General features: G+C 47.3%; 13 protein-coding genes. 9 read left to right on the forward strand and 4 right to left on the reverse strand.

Annotation, left to right across the window (positions count from 1 at the left end):
* Window positions 1–166: 166 nt before the first annotated feature.
* The 4 genes from QNO02_RS03760 (at window position 167) to QNO02_RS03775 (ending at window position 5,671) form a co-directional block, all read left to right on the forward strand.
* Window positions 167–2,458, forward strand: a complete 2,292-nt coding sequence (locus tag QNO02_RS03760; protein ID WP_289391127.1) for a beta-glucosidase family protein — start codon at window positions 167–169, stop codon at window positions 2,456–2,458.
* Between the two features lie 364 nt (window positions 2,459–2,822).
* Window positions 2,823–3,713: an alpha/beta fold hydrolase gene (locus QNO02_RS03765; protein ID WP_133387386.1), complete on the forward strand. Its 891-nt coding sequence runs from the start codon at window positions 2,823–2,825 to the stop codon at window positions 3,711–3,713.
* A gap of 63 nt (window positions 3,714–3,776) precedes the next feature.
* The gene (gene ilvA / locus QNO02_RS03770; RefSeq protein WP_133387385.1) at window positions 3,777–5,069 is read left to right on the forward strand and encodes a threonine ammonia-lyase IlvA; all 1,293 of its coding nucleotides are present in this window, start codon (window positions 3,777–3,779) and stop codon (window positions 5,067–5,069) included.
* A 14-nt stretch (window positions 5,070–5,083) separates the two neighbouring features.
* Window positions 5,084–5,671 carry a GNAT family N-acetyltransferase gene (locus QNO02_RS03775; protein ID WP_289391128.1) on the forward strand — a complete coding sequence of 196 codons (588 nt, stop codon included), beginning with the start codon at window positions 5,084–5,086 and terminating at the stop codon, window positions 5,669–5,671.
* A gap of 150 nt (window positions 5,672–5,821) precedes the next feature.
* Here the strand turns inward: QNO02_RS03775 and QNO02_RS03780 are convergent, their stop codons facing one another.
* Window positions 5,822–6,790: a hypothetical protein gene (locus QNO02_RS03780; RefSeq protein WP_289391129.1), complete on the reverse strand. Its 969-nt coding sequence runs from the start codon at window positions 6,788–6,790 to the stop codon at window positions 5,822–5,824.
* 316 nt (window positions 6,791–7,106) lie between these two features.
* Between QNO02_RS03780 and QNO02_RS03785 the strand changes: the two genes are divergently transcribed.
* Window positions 7,107–10,196: a copper amine oxidase N-terminal domain-containing protein gene (locus tag QNO02_RS03785; RefSeq protein WP_289391130.1), complete on the forward strand. Its 3,090-nt coding sequence runs from the start codon at window positions 7,107–7,109 to the stop codon at window positions 10,194–10,196.
* 405 nt (window positions 10,197–10,601) lie between these two features.
* Window positions 10,602–11,507, forward strand: a complete 906-nt coding sequence (locus QNO02_RS03790) for an AraC family transcriptional regulator (RefSeq protein WP_289391131.1) — start codon at window positions 10,602–10,604, stop codon at window positions 11,505–11,507.
* A gap of 26 nt (window positions 11,508–11,533) precedes the next feature.
* Here the strand turns inward: QNO02_RS03790 and QNO02_RS03795 are convergent, their stop codons facing one another.
* On the reverse strand, window positions 11,534–12,346 hold the full coding sequence (locus tag QNO02_RS03795; RefSeq protein WP_289391132.1) for a hypothetical protein: 813 nt from the start codon (window positions 12,344–12,346) through the stop codon (window positions 11,534–11,536).
* 412 nt (window positions 12,347–12,758) lie between these two features.
* On the opposite strand from QNO02_RS03795, the gene QNO02_RS03800 reads away from it, so the two are divergent.
* The 3 genes from QNO02_RS03800 (at window position 12,759) to QNO02_RS03810 (ending at window position 14,965) form a co-directional block, all read left to right on the forward strand.
* Window positions 12,759–12,992, forward strand: coding sequence for a hypothetical protein (locus QNO02_RS03800; RefSeq protein WP_133387380.1), 234 nt, complete (start codon window positions 12,759–12,761; stop codon window positions 12,990–12,992).
* A 253-nt stretch (window positions 12,993–13,245) separates the two neighbouring features.
* The gene (locus QNO02_RS03805; RefSeq protein WP_036606057.1) at window positions 13,246–14,076 is read left to right on the forward strand and encodes an alpha/beta hydrolase; all 831 of its coding nucleotides are present in this window, start codon (window positions 13,246–13,248) and stop codon (window positions 14,074–14,076) included.
* Window positions 14,077–14,179: 103 nt separating this feature from the next.
* Complete coding sequence (locus QNO02_RS03810; protein ID WP_062836227.1) at window positions 14,180–14,965, forward strand: DODA-type extradiol aromatic ring-opening family dioxygenase; 786 nt, start codon at window positions 14,180–14,182, stop codon at window positions 14,963–14,965.
* Between the two features lie 170 nt (window positions 14,966–15,135).
* Here QNO02_RS03810 and QNO02_RS03815 read toward each other — a convergent pair whose 3' ends face one another.
* Window positions 15,136–15,348 (reverse strand): hypothetical protein, encoded by a 213-nt coding sequence (locus QNO02_RS03815; protein ID WP_017690673.1) that lies wholly within the window; start codon window positions 15,346–15,348, stop codon window positions 15,136–15,138.
* A 156-nt stretch (window positions 15,349–15,504) separates the two neighbouring features.
* Window positions 15,505–16,047: a DoxX family protein gene (locus tag QNO02_RS03820; RefSeq protein WP_091038811.1), complete on the reverse strand. Its 543-nt coding sequence runs from the start codon at window positions 16,045–16,047 to the stop codon at window positions 15,505–15,507.
* Window positions 16,048–16,130 lie beyond the last annotated feature (83 nt).

Below are 16,130 nucleotides of genomic sequence, written 5' to 3' on the forward strand. Positions count from 1 at the left end.
GATCGGGCTGTTTTTTCTTTTTATTTAGTCATCGTCAGAAAGAGGAAATGATGGACTGGTGTTATGTAACCGTTACTAACCGGGTAAACATTTGAATGTGTGGTAGATAACCTTGTATGCTTAGTGATATAGCTATGTATCAACATCATGAACTGGAGGGGTTAATGTGGAACGTAACATCAAGGAACTGGTACAGCGGATGACACTGGAAGAAAAAGCGGGTATGTGCTCGGGACTGGACTTTTGGCATCTGAAAGGGGTGGAGCGTCTTGGCATTCCGTCCATCATGGTGACGGACGGACCTCATGGGCTGCGGAAGCAGGATGGGAGTGCAGATCATCTAGGACTTACGTCGAGCGTACCTGCAACCTGTTTCCCGTCTGCGGCAGGACTGGCTAGTTCATGGGACAAGGAGCTGGCGCGTCAGGTCGGGGTAGCCTTGGGTGAGGAATGTCAGGCCGAGGATGTAGCGGTACTGCTTGGTCCGGGTGTAAATATTAAACGTTCCCCATTGGGCGGACGTAACTTTGAATACTTTTCCGAAGATCCGTTGTTATCTACGCAGATGGCTACCGGTCATATTCAGGGTGTGCAGAGCCAGGGTGTGGGTACATCTCTCAAACACTTTGCAGTCAATAATCAGGAAGAACGGCGCATGTCGATTGATGCGGTGGTGGATGAGCGGACGCTGCGTGAGATCTATCTGGCGAGCTTCGAAGGTGCAGTGAAGGATGGACAACCATGGACAGTAATGTGTTCCTACAACAAGGTGAACGGTACGTATGCAGGTGAGAATGAATGGTTGCTTACGGATATTCTGAAGGACGAATGGGGTCACGAAGGCCTTGTGGTATCAGACTGGGGTGCGGTCAATGAACGTGCAGACGCCCTTGCAGCGGGATTGGAATTGGAGATGCCAACAAGCGGTGGAATTGGTGAGCGTAAAGTGATTGATGCCGTAGAGAGCGGACAATTGTCGCTGGACAAGCTGGATCGGGCGGTGGAGCGTCTGCTTACGCTAATCTTCAATGCTGTTGATCAAAAGCAAGACGGGGCTACATATAACAAGGATGAGCATCACCAACTTGCGCGCAAGGTGGCAGCCGAGAGTATGGTTTTGCTGAAAAATGAAGAAGGTATCCTGCCGCTGGGACGTGAAGGCGAAGTCGCGTTAATCGGGGCATTTGCTCGCAAACCTCGCTTCCAGGGCGGCGGCAGTTCCCATATTAATCCGACCAAAGTGGATGATATTGTGGAAGAGATGACCCAGGTGGCTGGCGAAGGCGTAACCTTCTCGTATGCCCCAGGTTATCGGATTGAAGCGGATGATGTGGATGAGACATTAATGCATGAGGCTGTTCAGGCAGCGCAGTCGGCGGATACCGCTGTTGTGTTTGTTGGATTGCCAGATCGTTATGAATCCGAAGGGTATGATCGTGCCCATCTGCGTCTGCCTGACAATCATATTCGGCTGATCGAAGAGATTGCGAAGGTTCAATCACGTGTCGTCGTTGTGCTGAGCAACGGATCTCCAGTAGAGATGCCTTGGCTACCGCAGGTGCAAGCCGTGCTCGAAGCTTATCTTGGTGGACAGGCTGTTGGTGGAGCGATAGCTGATCTGTTGTACGGAGAGGTGAATCCGTCCGGTAAACTGGCAGAGACATTCCCTGCCAAACTCAGTCATAATCCATCTTATCTGAATTTTCCGGGTGAAGGGGATCATGTCGATTACCGTGAAGGCATCTTTGTTGGTTACCGCTATTATGACAAAAAAGAGCTGGAGCCACTGTTCCCGTTTGGCTATGGACTGAGTTATACGACATTTGAATATGCTGATCTGAAGGTAGATCGCACAGAACTGACAGATCAGGATGAGGTGAACGTGCAAGTTAGGATCACCAATACCGGAGACAGAGCGGGCAAGGAGATTGTACAGCTGTATGTCAGCGATGTAGAGAGCACAGTTATTCGTCCGGTGAGAGAATTGAAAGCTTTTGCCAAGGTGGCTCTTGAACCTGGAGAATCAAAAGTAGTGAGCTTTACACTAAACAAGCGTTCATTCGCCTATTACAACGTAAATATGAAAGACTGGCATGTGGAGACCGGAGAGTTCGAGATTCAGGTAGGCAGTTCCTCAAGGGATATTCATGTGCACGCACGTGTGAACGTAGAGTCTACAGCGACATTCCTTCCAACCTATACGCGTAATAGTACATTGGGGGATATCCAGCGTGATCCCGCCCATAAACAGCTGCTGGAACAGGCTTTGCAGCAATTCCAGGAGGCTAGTGGATTTGGCGGTGATGATGCCGGGGATCATGCAGATATGATGGATGCGATGATGAAATATATGCCGCTGCGTGCACTTGTTGCGTTTAGCGGTGGGGCCATGACGGAAGAAGCGATGAATGAACTTCTGGAGCAGTTGAACAGCAAGGATCATGGTATTCGGGGATAAGGGGCTGCGGCCTTAAACCGAGTAGGCGCCCATCCTTGGATTAAGCGATTACGATTATGCAATCGTGCAGGAACTGCGCACGAAGCAACAAGAAGGTGTATGTGATAGCCAGCCGCATATTGGCTGGTACAGTTACCCGATCCGATTATGGATCGGGTTTTCTTTTTGCATAAGGAAAAAGGGGTGAAAGGAACGGTGGGATGGGGGATGATCCTAGTAACGTGACAGAGGTGACAGGACTGCTCTAACTTGCTGAAGCAACATGGTTGTCGTAAAGCATGGATTATTCTATAATGAAGTAATTGATAATCATTTTCAATTAGATTCGGTGAAAGATGACTATGCTTGTAATCAGGAGGGGAATATGAATCCTAACCCTAGCTCACATACATTTGGTTCAAGTGCGTTTGTTCAGACCCGCGATGGTCGCAAACTACATTATATGTCCAGGGGAACAGGAGAGCTGACGGTTGTATTTGAGTCCGGTATGGGCGCCTCCAGATCGAACTGGGGACTGGTTGCACCAGCCATTGTTGAGCATGCACGTGCTGTCGTGTATGACAGGGCAGGGGCAGGACGAAGTGATGTCGACTCGGCTCCCCGCAGCCTTGAACGCATTGCAGGGGATCTTGGAGAACTGCTGACCGCTCTGGGCCAGGGCCCATTCATTCTGGTTGGACATAGCTGGGGAGGTCCGATTGTACGGGCTGCGGCAGCTGCACATCTATCTCGATTACGTGGCATTATCCTGGTAGATCCATCAGACGAGCATTGCGAAATGTATTTTTCCAAGCTTACTAGAAAGAGCTTTGCCATCAATGGTTTCATTATTCCAATCATGGCGCGGACTGGCTTATATAAGTTGCTTGGCAGCAAAGCTGGAAGCATTCAGCCTGCTGATGTGGCGGCGGATCACCTCAAGGAGGATTTCACTGTACGGGCAGCCAGCACGATGCTTGCGGAAGGTAAAACATTTCTGGATGACATGGCAGCACTGCTGGAACATCCTCCGGCTCTGGGTAATCTGGAAGTTAGCGTGATCTCGGGTACGAACCCGGGCAAGGGAGAGGGGAAAATCAGACCTGCCCTCATCACGGCGCATCGCCAGACGGTGAGCCAGCTATCCAATGCGAGATGGATTGGGGCCGATCAATCGGGACATATGGTTATGTATACTGACCCCCAGGTCATTATCGATGAAATTGTACGAATGATAAATGAAGTGAGCTCAGGCGCAAGAACAGAACAAAAGTGATACAATACAAAGAAAAGCAGTGCGCGACATTGCTAGACCATAAAAGCGGAGTGTGGAGACAACATGAAACCAGTTGAACAAGAACCAACGGGAACCACAAGTCCCGGTCGTGCCAGTGTTGGCATGGAAGATATCGTGCGCGCACATCATGTGCTGCGTGAGGTCATTGTAAGAACGCCGTTGCAGCGGGACGCTGTATTGTCGGCCAAATATAACTGTAATGTGTATCTGAAAAGGGAAGACCTTCAAGTGGTGCGTTCGTTCAAAATCCGAGGCGCCTATAATATGATTCGCAGTCTGACGCCAGCCGAGATGGAGAAAGGGATTGTCTGTGCGAGTGCGGGCAACCATGCTCAGGGTGTCGCTTTTAGCTGTAATGCCCTTGGAATTAACGGCAAAATCTTCATGCCGAGTACAACGCCGAATCAGAAGGTGAAGCAGGTGCGTCGTTTTGGCGGCAACAACGTTGAAGTGGTGCTGATCGGAGATACGTATGACGATGCATACGCAGAAGCAATGCGTGCATGTGACGAACAGGGCATGACGTTCATCCATCCTTTTGATCAACCGAAGATTATTGCAGGTAATGGTACGGTAGCGATGGAAATCATGGAAAGTCTCGATGAGAATGCCGACTATGTATTCGTGACGATTGGTGGCGGAGGGCTGGCAGCCGGCGTGGGAACCTACATGAAGACTGTGAGTCCGGAGACACGCATCATCGGTGTCGAGCCACTTGGGGCAGCCTCCATGAGTGAGGCGATGTTCCGCAAACAGGTTGTGACGCTGGATGATATAGATAAATTCGTGGATGGCGCAGCGGTGAAACGGGTTGGCGATCTGACCTATGACATCTGCAGCAGTATACTTGATGACATTGTGAAAGTGCCAGAAGGCAAAGCCTGCACAACTATTCTGGAGCTCTATAATGAAAATGCAATCGTTGTCGAGCCTGCCGGTTCCTTGGCTGTTGCGGCGCTGGAGCAGTATCGTGAGCAAATTGTGGGCAAGACAGTGGTTTGCGTCATTAGTGGCGGGAACAATGATATTGACCGGATGCAGGAGATCAAGGAACGTTCCCTCATCTATGAAGGTCTGAAGTATTATTTCATGGTTAATTTCCCGCAGCGTGCAGGAGCTTTACGTGAATTCCTGGAGGAAGTTCTAGGGAAGAATGATGATATCACCCGATTTGAATATACGAAAAAGCACGATAAGGAAAATGGCCCTGCCTTGGTGGGCATCGAGCTGATGTACAAGGAAGATTACCAACCACTCATTGAACGTATGAACCGCAAAGGTATCGCCTATACCGAGCTTAACAAAAATCTGAATCTGTTCAACATGTTAATCTGATGAAACATTCCAGTATGCAATCAGATCACCAAGAAAAATCTCCTCTGATCAGACCTGCGCGCATAGAAGATGCAGATCAGGTCATTCCGTTACTGTATCAGGCGATCGGGGACATTGCTTACTCGTTAGCGGGTGAGGCGGATCATGAGAAGGCGATGCAGATTTTGCAGGAGTTCTATGTACAGGAAAACAACCGGATTAGCTATCGTCATGTGACGGTGATGGAGCAGGATGGGCTGATCGCGGGGATTCTGGTGGCCTATGATGGCGGAGACGCAGATCGTCTGGACCAGCCGATTTTGAACCGCCCTGGACGAAGCCGGGAAGAGAAGTATGCATTGGTCAAAGAAACCCGTCCGGGGGAGTATTATCTGGATACTCTCTCGGTAAGTGAAGCATATCAGGGGCAGGGCATCGGCCGGGCACTGATGGCTGCTTTTGAGCAGCAGGGCAGAGATCTGGGTCACTCGCAGGTATCCCTGATTGTAGAACGGGACAACGGCCGTGCGCTAATGCTGTACGAACGGCAGGGATATGTCAAAGATGACGTGATTGTCATCGCAGGACATGAGTATAATCATATGGTCAAACCGATTCAATAGTACAGAGCGCTGACGGTTTAGTCAGTTTTGACTATAGAAGCATGAAGAAAACCGCCACAGGAGTGAATCCTGTGGCGGTTTTTGTTGTGGTTATCTGTTGGGATTTAGCCTGAATTTTGGCCCGGATATTAACTTAGGAAACGGATTAACTCAATAATTCGCATAGTCGCTGACCGGCACATTCTGTTCCAACCATTTCTCAACAGTGGCCGTTTTCTCAAATTTGGCTTCGGTTACGATGTCCATGAACTTTTCGAGTTTGGTCAGGAAGGCACCGTCTTCGGATGAGTTACGTTGTAAGACAGCTTTGTAACCTTTCTGGGCATTGGCAGTCATTTTGTTCGTTTCATAGTCAAATAAAGGCGTATTATTCAGGCCATAAAACGTATACAAGGTATAGTTATTCATCAGGTTCTTCACCTGTTGTAATCGATTGGACTTCGGATATTCGTTCAGGAATCGTTCCTGATTCAAAGCGCGATTGAGTATCTCCTGATAGCCAATGACCAGTGCACCATCATCGGCGGCAAGGTTGCTGGTTTCAACTGCCATGATATTAATGTATTGTTTGATGTCTGGTTTCACGTACGAGATATATTTCTGAAAAGCCATATAATTCATGATCGGATAGAGGGAACCTTCCAGCATAACCAGACGATAGCCGCTATCCCGTGCCTGTTGAAGTAGTGCACGCAGACTGGTGTCGTTGGTGCGGGACATGAGTTGAGTGAAGCTATCATTCAACTTGTATGCCTTGATCATCTTGTCCTGAACATTAGGAACAAGCAGGCGGTCCGTCATGGCTGTTAACGCCTTGTTGCGGGCATTCTCCAGCTGTAAGACCATCAGGGTTGCATGATGAGTCGTAACTTGATCGATATGAGATTCGAGATAAGTATCCGCGGCAGGCAAGCCGTTCTTTTTGTAGAGCATGGACTGAAATGTTTTATATATCGTTGTTGAACTGGCAGTCGTGACTTTGGTATCTGTACTGGAAGATGCGGCAGCAGCGACTCCGGATAATGGAGCGACAGCCGTTTGGAGCAGCATGAGGATGGCGGTGGCTGTAATGAAGGTGCGCATGCCTTTACGTTTGGCAGATTGGAACGATGATGGCATAGATATGAACCTCCCGTAGTTATGAAATTGATAGGTGTTGTTCACTAGTCACTATACATTAACCCAATTGGTGCAGGATGTGGTTGCGGAATGGTGACAAATTCTTCTGTTATTTTTAACTTTTGGAGGGTGGAAGATAGAGGAAGATTTCTGCGAAAATATTTTTTGTACAACTGGAAACTTTTGAGCCGATCGGAACGTCTTAGTTGTGCATAGGAAAATACAGGAATTAATGAAAAGAACAGCGAATCTATTTCGATGTTAACTAAATGTGAGAATGGGGATATGGGATATGAGGAAAGCGGGAGGAAAACAAGTGAAGAAGGTAATGTCAGCGCTGGCTGTATCGGCCATGCTGATGTCCGCACTTCCAACATCGGTTATGGATGCAGCTGCGAGAATCAGCATATATATTAATGATGCAGAGTTATCATCTGCTCAGGCACCTGTCATGAAAGGTGGACGCGTACTGGTTCCGCTACGGTCGATTTTTGAAGGATTGGATGCGAAGGTACAGTACACGAACAGAACCAAAACGATTGTTGCAACTCGCGACGATCAGGAAGTTAAATTGACACTTGGTTCTAAAACGGCATACATCAACGGGGAAGCGATATCGTTGGATGTACCTGCGAACACGATTAAGGGCAACACAATGGTTCCCATTCGTTTTGTCAGTGAAGCTTTTGGAGAGAAAGTATTCTGGAACTCGCGCAATCAACGTGTAGATATCAAGACAACGGTAACACCTCCAGTGGATGAGACACAATATGCTGCATGGAACATCTATGGTTCGGTATCCGGAAGCAACGGAGATGGTCGTGACCTGACCGTGAGCTTTACACGTCCAACTTCAGAGAAGGCGGTATCTGCTTACCGGATTATGCTGGTAAAAACTCGCGATGTGAATAGCTTCACGGAGTCCTCAGCAACTGCCGTACCTTCTGCGAACTATACATCTGTTACACCGAATGGCAGCAACCCGAAACTGACTCTTAATGCACAGACGCGTGACGTGAACGGGGATTTGCTCAATAGTAATGAAACGTATCGTCTGTATGTACTGACTGTTGGTAACAGCAGCAATAATTATAAAAATGCATTGAACTGGTCTTCCCAAGCATTGAAGCTCAATAATGTAAAATCCACAGTACAGGCGGTTACAAGTCTGCGTGCTGCAGATATTAGTGACTATGGAGATGGCCGCGATCTGGAGATTAACTTCACGCAGCCGAGCACAACATCCAACATTACGTATTATCGTGCTTTTGTTGTTAAAGCAAAGGACTCTTCTGCGTTCAATCTGGCTGCGGCGAACAAAGTATCCAGTGCTAACTCCACGATCATATACAAAGGAAATAGTACCGCAGTGAAAAGCCAGCTGACTTCTTCAACACGGGATACGTCCGGCGAATTGATCAAAAGTGGCACAGCGTATGTGGTCTACATCTTGTCGGTAAGCACTAATACAACAACAGACAGCAAGCTGTCCGCAGCATCATCTTCACTTACGTTGTCCGTGAACACAGCAACGTCTCCAGTAATTACGCAGGTGAAGGATAACTCGGATTATGGAGATGGTCGTGACATTCAGGTGAGTTTCAACCGTTCATCAGATGAGTCCAAGGTGGCGAATTATCGCGTCTTTGTGGTGCGTAACTCGGTTGCCAGCAGCTTTAATCTGACAACGGCGAGTAACCTGTCCTCCAGTCTGTACTATACGGTGAATAAAACAGGCAACAACATTACAACGACATTACCTTCATCCATGAAGGACACAAGTGGCTATAACGTAACGAATCTGCAAGATTATCGCGTCTTTGTGATGGCGGTGGGCAATCAGCAAAATGGATACACCAATGCGCTGTCAGCTTCCTCCACTGTGCTGAGACTGACAACGAACGGTAACGCGGGAGTTATTAGCAACCTGGCTGTTGCGGATATTGGTGACAACGGTGATGGGCGCGATCTGCGGGTTTCGTTCAACAAAGCTGCGGATGAGTCCAGAATCTCTGGATATCGAGTATACGTTGTTCGCTCCGGTAATGCGGGCAACTTCACACTAAGTGCAGCTAATGCGTCGAACTACTATACGCAGGTGAACAAAACGGGTGGTAACTTGTCAGTAACTCTTTCGAATAGTGCATACGACACAAGCGGTTCCCTTATTTCTAATAACGTTTCCTATCGTGTATTCGTTATGTCAGTAAGCAATAGCGGAAACTCAAGTCAAAATGCGTTGTCTTCATATTCTTCTCAGATCACACTGACTGCAAACACGGCTGTTACCGCTCCGACCAGTGTGACTGCGAAGGACATCGCGGATAACGGAGATGGACGTGATTTGCGTGTGACATTTAATCGATCGTCGAATGAGACGAACGTGTACCATTACCGTGTATTTGTAGTCAAAACTTCCAACTTGAGTGGATTTGATTTGTCGGAAGCTAATCGGAACTCCAACTTTAAGGTGGTAAATAAAGCTGGAGGAAGCGGAGATTACACGGTGACTTTAGACGATACCAAGGCAACAGATAGTACAACTATTCGCAATGATGAGAACTATCGCATATTTGTACTTGCGGTAAGTAATACAGGTAATTCATCCAATGTGCTGTCAACGGCCTATGCAGATGTTAAATTGTCCGTAACTAGTGCAGTAGGAGTAGTTACAATTACTAACGTTGAAGTTAAGAAAGAAGAGCAAGCAGCTGGTGATGTAACGGATGTGACTTTGAGATATACGGAACCAGCTTCCAAAGCAGGCATTGGACGTTATGTTGTTATGGTTGCTCCGACAGGAAGCGCATTTGGGCTCAATGTAGCGAAGAATATAGCGAAAGAAAACAATTCCACTACAATAAAATACGTGGAAACATCTGGTGGAAATGCCATACTTCCGGGTGTACTGTCTGATATCAATGGTCAAAAAATTGAAGCAGGCAAATCATACACGGTGTATATTTTATCTGAATCAAACGACAATAATCGTGAATCAAGTTTGGCTTCATCTACATTCACTATTAATGCGAAGAAACAGACAGTAACACCAGTGCAAACGGTAACTGCTTTAGAAGCAAAAGTAACTGATAATTTAATCAATGTAAGTTTCGATAAGCCAAATGAATTAGGGATTACTCGTTACGATGTGTACATTGTTAAAGAAGGAAGCAATTCAGGAACTGCTGGGAAAGCTTTACAAACTGTTGATACGGGTGGTACTTCTTCAGGAACAGCAATAGTGGATATTGGAAATTCCGCCAATGATTCAAATAATATGGCTTTTGGAGAGGGTAAATACAAAGTTTTGGTAGTCTCAGTGGTGAGTGAGCCGACGAAATATACATCTGTCAGTGCAGAAAGAACATTTGATATTCCGCCAGCTTCTTCTGGAAATGGTCAGTGAACTGACAATACGGGCGCGGGAACTTCAGGTGGTAATGGCACTCAATCATCTGCTGCAGACCCCTCTACGCCAGGTTCATGAATCCAGATAGACAAATGCGGTTGAAACGCATACTGGGTAATTAATTTTTAGGAATTTAAAGCCATTAACTCCCTTTCCAACCGGAAAGGGAGTTTTTAATATTCCCACGTAGACACCGCTTAACATCCTCGCGGCAATTCACTTGATAAAAAATTTGTCGCCAGAACGGTCCCTTAGACCAATGTTGCATTTGAACCAATTATTGGATAATAAAGGGAAGCTGGGTATATAGATTGAACTTACATTTACATGAAACGGAGTGGCCAGTGTAAATTTCTTTAGTTCACCTTATGTAAAAGCCTATGAGCCGAAAGGAATGATGGAATGCTTGCATTTCGTTTGACGGGCCTGCCGGATTCCCGGTTGCCGCTGTACCTGTATTGTGTGGGCACGCAGGAAGAGAAAGTTCTGCATAGACCGGATGGATTTCCGGTGTATCAGTTGTTTTTGTCACGCGGTGGTGAAGGGCAGTTCAAGATAACGGGAAAAGGGACATGGACGATAGGAGCAGGGCAGTTATTCATCGTGGAACCCGAGGTTGCGCATGAGTATGTGCCTCATTCCAAATCCAAAGGGGAACTGGGTTATATCGGCATTGGCGGTGCATCGGCTGGATCGGTATTACAATCCACGGGTTTGCTTCAGAACGAACCGTGCCATATCTCCGGTTTTGAAGTCATCTGGTCACGCATGACCAATCTCTGGCACGCGCTGGATCAAGGAGCAACGGAGATGTGGAACACATCAACCCTGATCTACCAGCTCATTTTGGATATAGCACAATCGAAAATACCATCTGATGTCGGCATAGGAGGTATTGTATCATCTAGGGCACAGGATGGCACTGTAAAACACTCTAATCGGGAGCCCGATCCGAGCAAGGATGCACTCGTCCGAGCAGTAGCATTGATTCATACGCACTACCAGGATGACCTGTTATTGAAGCACATCGCTGACGCAGTTGGTTATTCGGTGCAGCATCTCAACCGATTATTTCACCAGCATTATGACGTGACAGGACATCAATATATGCAGCGATTGCGTTTGCAGAAGGCTTCGGAATGGCTGGACAAGCACCCACGAGCAAGTGTACGAGAGGCGGCAGAGACGGTAGGCATGGAAGTGAACTATTTTATCCGGATGTTCAAGCGGGAGTTTGGAGAGACACCGGGCAAAGGAATCAAACATCGGAACCACCTCCCAATGGAAAAAGACCTCACGAGTTCGTGAAGTCCCTTAATCGATTATATAACGTGTTATGCTGTTTTCTTTTGTCCAAATAAAGGCCTTAACGTTACAAGCCCTACAATGCCGATCACCGCACTCACCCACGGAGCCAGTGCAAATACTGGAAGTTTATCACGCAGTGGATACCCTACAAACAGCACAAGGACCACGATGACGATGTAGATGATGATTCCCTTAAGGTTAACCTTAGGTACGGTGTTCTTGTCCGCTCCTTCATCGTCCGGTCGCTCAGCAAGACGGCGAAGCATCTCCACCAATGCAATACCGCCAACTGCCGCAACGATCAGAGAGAACAGACTAATGTGTTGGAACGGTTCCGTATCTCCGCCAGTCCAACCCACGAACAATCCCACACATCCTTGAATCAACATGACAAAAGACAAAGCCGCCCAAGCGATCATGGCATACCACTTTGGAGTCCGTTTCACGGGCTCTGGATTCTCCGTTGACTGTGGTTCTCCAGCGTTGGCTTTCTTTTTCGATGGATCTGATGGACTATTACCACGGGTTGGGCTGGATTTACCCACCTCAACGGCAGCCGTCTTCTCCGGTGCTGTATTTGTTATCCCGAGCTGTGCATGGATGTCTTGTTCCAGATCAGGTCCGTATAGATCGCGAGCGGATATGTTATCCCGCTGAGCCTGCACGATCGCTTTTCCTGCGGAGAGTATCCACTCTTCCTGTGTTCTCTCGTCCGCTGGCGCATGACGTGCAATTGTGCTGATCTCGTCATACAGTTTCACATGTTCAGGTGTCATTCGACTCATCTCAGTTATTTGCCGATTCTGTATTTCTTTAAGCTTCTTATAGGAAATCCCCAATGATTGCTCCCCCTGTCTACACACGTTCTGATCTTCCAATTGACTGAAGACCCTGACGGTATTTTAGTATACGGGAAGGGCTCTCGTTTCGCAAAGTCATTCCTTATAAAAAAGCTGCTCATGGTGGACCCATATCCATACACAGGCTAGTATGACACAGGTGCATAACAGCACCAGTTTACCGTGATGTTGAATCCATTCCAGTAGATGTTCCATGAATTCATTCCTTTCGGTAGAAGGACTCCGAGGCATATGCTGCCAATGATTGTTCGTTTATTTTCTCCCGTTCATGTGAAAAAAATCCCTCACGCCTCCCAGATCTAACGATTGTGTGAAGTATGCATAAAGAGCAGCCGATTCCATCACAATAGTAGCATTTCCAACAGAAATCCAAGATTGGAGTGTGCTTGTTATGGATAAACAAACAGATTTGACGCGGAAGCTGCTACTGAACAGCAACTCCCGTGGAGTCGTAGACGAGGTTGTATCCTTTGAGGAGAATCTGGAGGACACGGAGTATGCAGAAGAACTGACAGATGGCAATTTGAGGGGAAGAAGTTTCTGGGACAATAGTGATTCGGGTCATGAGCATGAGTGGAATGGACGGGTGGAGACCCACGAGATGTTCCGTAGAAGCTACGAATAACGATCCTGCAACACTTGTTTGAATTCCAAATGATATCCGGGCCAGCTGTCATCAGCGTGGCTCATTTTTTTTTGCTTATTAACCGATAAAATGTAGAATAGCAGTCGACGTAGAAAGGGTTCTTACTTACGTTGACTTGAAGGTTACGGGATGATAATATATGAATAACATCTTAATACACACTAAACTTATCGGATTATATATATTTAATAAATGGAACTCAACAGGCTAAGCGTGGAAAGGGGAAATCGGTATGGAACGTCAGATCAGTATCCGTCATGGGCAAGAAGAATTAACAGCCACGATTCATTATCCGGTTGTGAAAGATATCAAGGAGGAGAAGAGTCAGCAGCGAGTACCTCTGGCAGTTATCTGCCACGGCTTCGTTGGTAGTCGGATCGGCGTGGATCGTTTGTTTGTAAAGACTGCACGGGAGCTGGCTGAAGACGGTTATCTGGTCCTGCGTTTCGATTATATCGGTTGCGGAGAGAGCAGCGGGGAGTACGGAGCGGAGGGACTGGAGTCCATGGTGCTGCAGACCCGTTCGGTGCTGGACTACGCGGTGAATTGCAGTGATGTAGATCCTACGCGTGTTACGCTAATTGGTCATAGTCTGGGTGGGGCCGTTGCGTTACTAACTGCTGTGCGCGACAAACGTGTTAAAAACCTGGTTATGTGGTCCTCCGTAGGTTATCCATTCAATGATATCGTGAAGATTACGGGACGGGAAGTATACGATGAAGGCGTGAAACTGGGTGCGGCTGATTATCTTGGATACAAATTCACACCGACATTCTTCGAGTCTCTTGCTGAACAACAGCCATTCCAGGAAGCAGTTAAGTTTAGCGGTGATGTTCTCGTCGTGCATGGTACATCAGATGAGATTATTCCTGTAGACTACGCATTCCTGTATCAAAAGGTATTCTGGATGCGTCAGGAAGGTCGTTGCGACAAGGAGATCATCTTCCAGGGCGATCACACCTTCTCTTCAGGTAAAGAGCGGGAACAGCTCATTACGCGTACGAGAGAGTGGCTGGGCGAACGTCAGAAGATCGAGCAGGATTGGCAGCACTGGATGATATAAGTGGCAGGATTACAACTGTTTGGGGATGTCAGCTTGGAAAAGCGCCTTCTTAAGGGTAAAATAGAGGAGTAAGCATTCTATCCGTGTCTGGAGGTTGGCAGCAATGACATTACCCGCACTTTTCATTGCGCATGGTTCTCCCGCTCTGGCGGTGGAGAGCAATGACTACACTCACTTCTTGAACCAGCTTGGAGACAGGCTGCCGGCTCCGAAAGCCATTGTTGTATTTACGGCGCATTGGGATTGTCCTGAACCGTCCGTGACGATGGATGATACACATCAGACCTTGCATGATTTTTACGGATTTCCTTCTACGATGTATACGATGGAATACCCTGCATCTGGGCAGCCAGATTTAGCCAACGAGATATGTGCTTTGTTCACCCGCAGCAATCTGGCACATCAGCCGATTCGTGGCCGAGGGCTGGATCATGGCGTATGGGTACCGTTGCTCCATATGTATCCTGAGGCTAATATCCCTGTGATCGCTGTATCGGTAGACTCGCTGCGTACGCCGCAGGAACAGTATGATATTGGCCGAATGCTGGAACAGCTGCGTCATGATGATGTGCTGATCATTGGCAGTGGTGGAACGGTTCACAATTTACGATTGCTTGGCAATACGGATGAACCGCAAGAGTGGGCGGTGGAATTTGATAACTGGATCGGGGAGCGCTTGGAGCAGTGGAACACGAGAGAGCTGTTTCAATATGAGAAAAAAGCCCCTCACGCACGCACGGCAGTTCCGTCGTATGGCACAGAACACCTTGCGCCTTTGTTCTACGCCATGGGTACAGCGGATATGTCCCGATCAGCGAAGCGTTTATTCCAGTCTTATCCTTATGGAACGCTCAGTTTGAACTGCTGGCAGTTTGGAGACGGCGTGTAACTTGGAACAGACAACAGCCTGATTATGGTGCTTGAAGCCAGTTTCTTACGGATAACGTGTATTAATGCATACAATTAAACAATATATAAACAAAAGAAGGTTCCTGTACACCCTTGAAGGGCTACAGTAACCTTTTTTTTAATACAAGGACTTATTCATGCAATAGATCTTTATTTGCGGATTTCGAACAATTCACAGTCTGTACGTGAATGATAAGCGAGCTCGCTGACACTGGATTGTACAACTACGGTGTTGCTGTCAAAACGGATAATGATGCCACCCGAGTCAATCTGGTGATTATCTTTAAAAACTCGAACCTTATACTTCATATTCATGGCTTCCTGGAAGTCCGCATCGGTCTCAAGACGTCGCTGGGTCGGCATATCGTGTACTCCTTTGAAGTTCAACTTTATTTCATCATAATACGATTTTCTGTGGCTGAGCAAGTCAGGCAGAGCATCCAGGCCATTTTTGAAAAGTAAAAAGCCCTGCTCTCCAGGGGGATTGGGAGCAGGGCCGAGAATTCTATGAATGATTGCTTAAGCTGTTTTGTGAGTTGGGCTAATCGTTGGTGTGTCTTTAGGCTGATTGCCTTTGTTGTTACGAGTGAACAATCCGCGAAGGTAAGGCAGTACCCAGTGATCCAGACCAATTTTACCTGCATTTGCACCAGCAACGACAAGGAAGATTTCCATTACAACCAGTTGAGCATTTGTGCTTACTGTTCCCGAGAAGAGGAACGCGAAGTTCATGACCATAGCCATCAATGCTGCCAGTGTGGTGAAGCAACCAAGGATGAGACCCAAACCTACAAGGAATTCACCCAATGGGATAACGAAGTCGAACAGTCCTGCGTTTGGTACTGCGAATTTCTCAAGGAACGTTCCCCACCATGCTTGAACTGCTGGATGATCACCCGTTGTTTTTTCCAATGCCCCTGCAAGGAACCCGCCAGCTTCGAATCCGCCAGTCAATTTGCTCCATCCGTGAGTCATCCAATCATAACCGATATACACCCGAAGTACTGTCAAAATCCACATTGCTACTTTGTTTTCTCTAAGCCATTGGTTGAAGCTGAACATATGAACCACTCCTTCATGGAATTTAGTGTGTGTTGTTTTTGTTTTTTCTAAGTGATCACCTTTGATGTCTTTATTGTATAGTT

Origin of the sequence: Paenibacillus sp. PK1-4R (genome assembly GCF_030369595.1) — a bacterium.
Lineage (GTDB): Bacteria > Bacillota > Bacilli > Paenibacillales > Paenibacillaceae > Paenibacillus.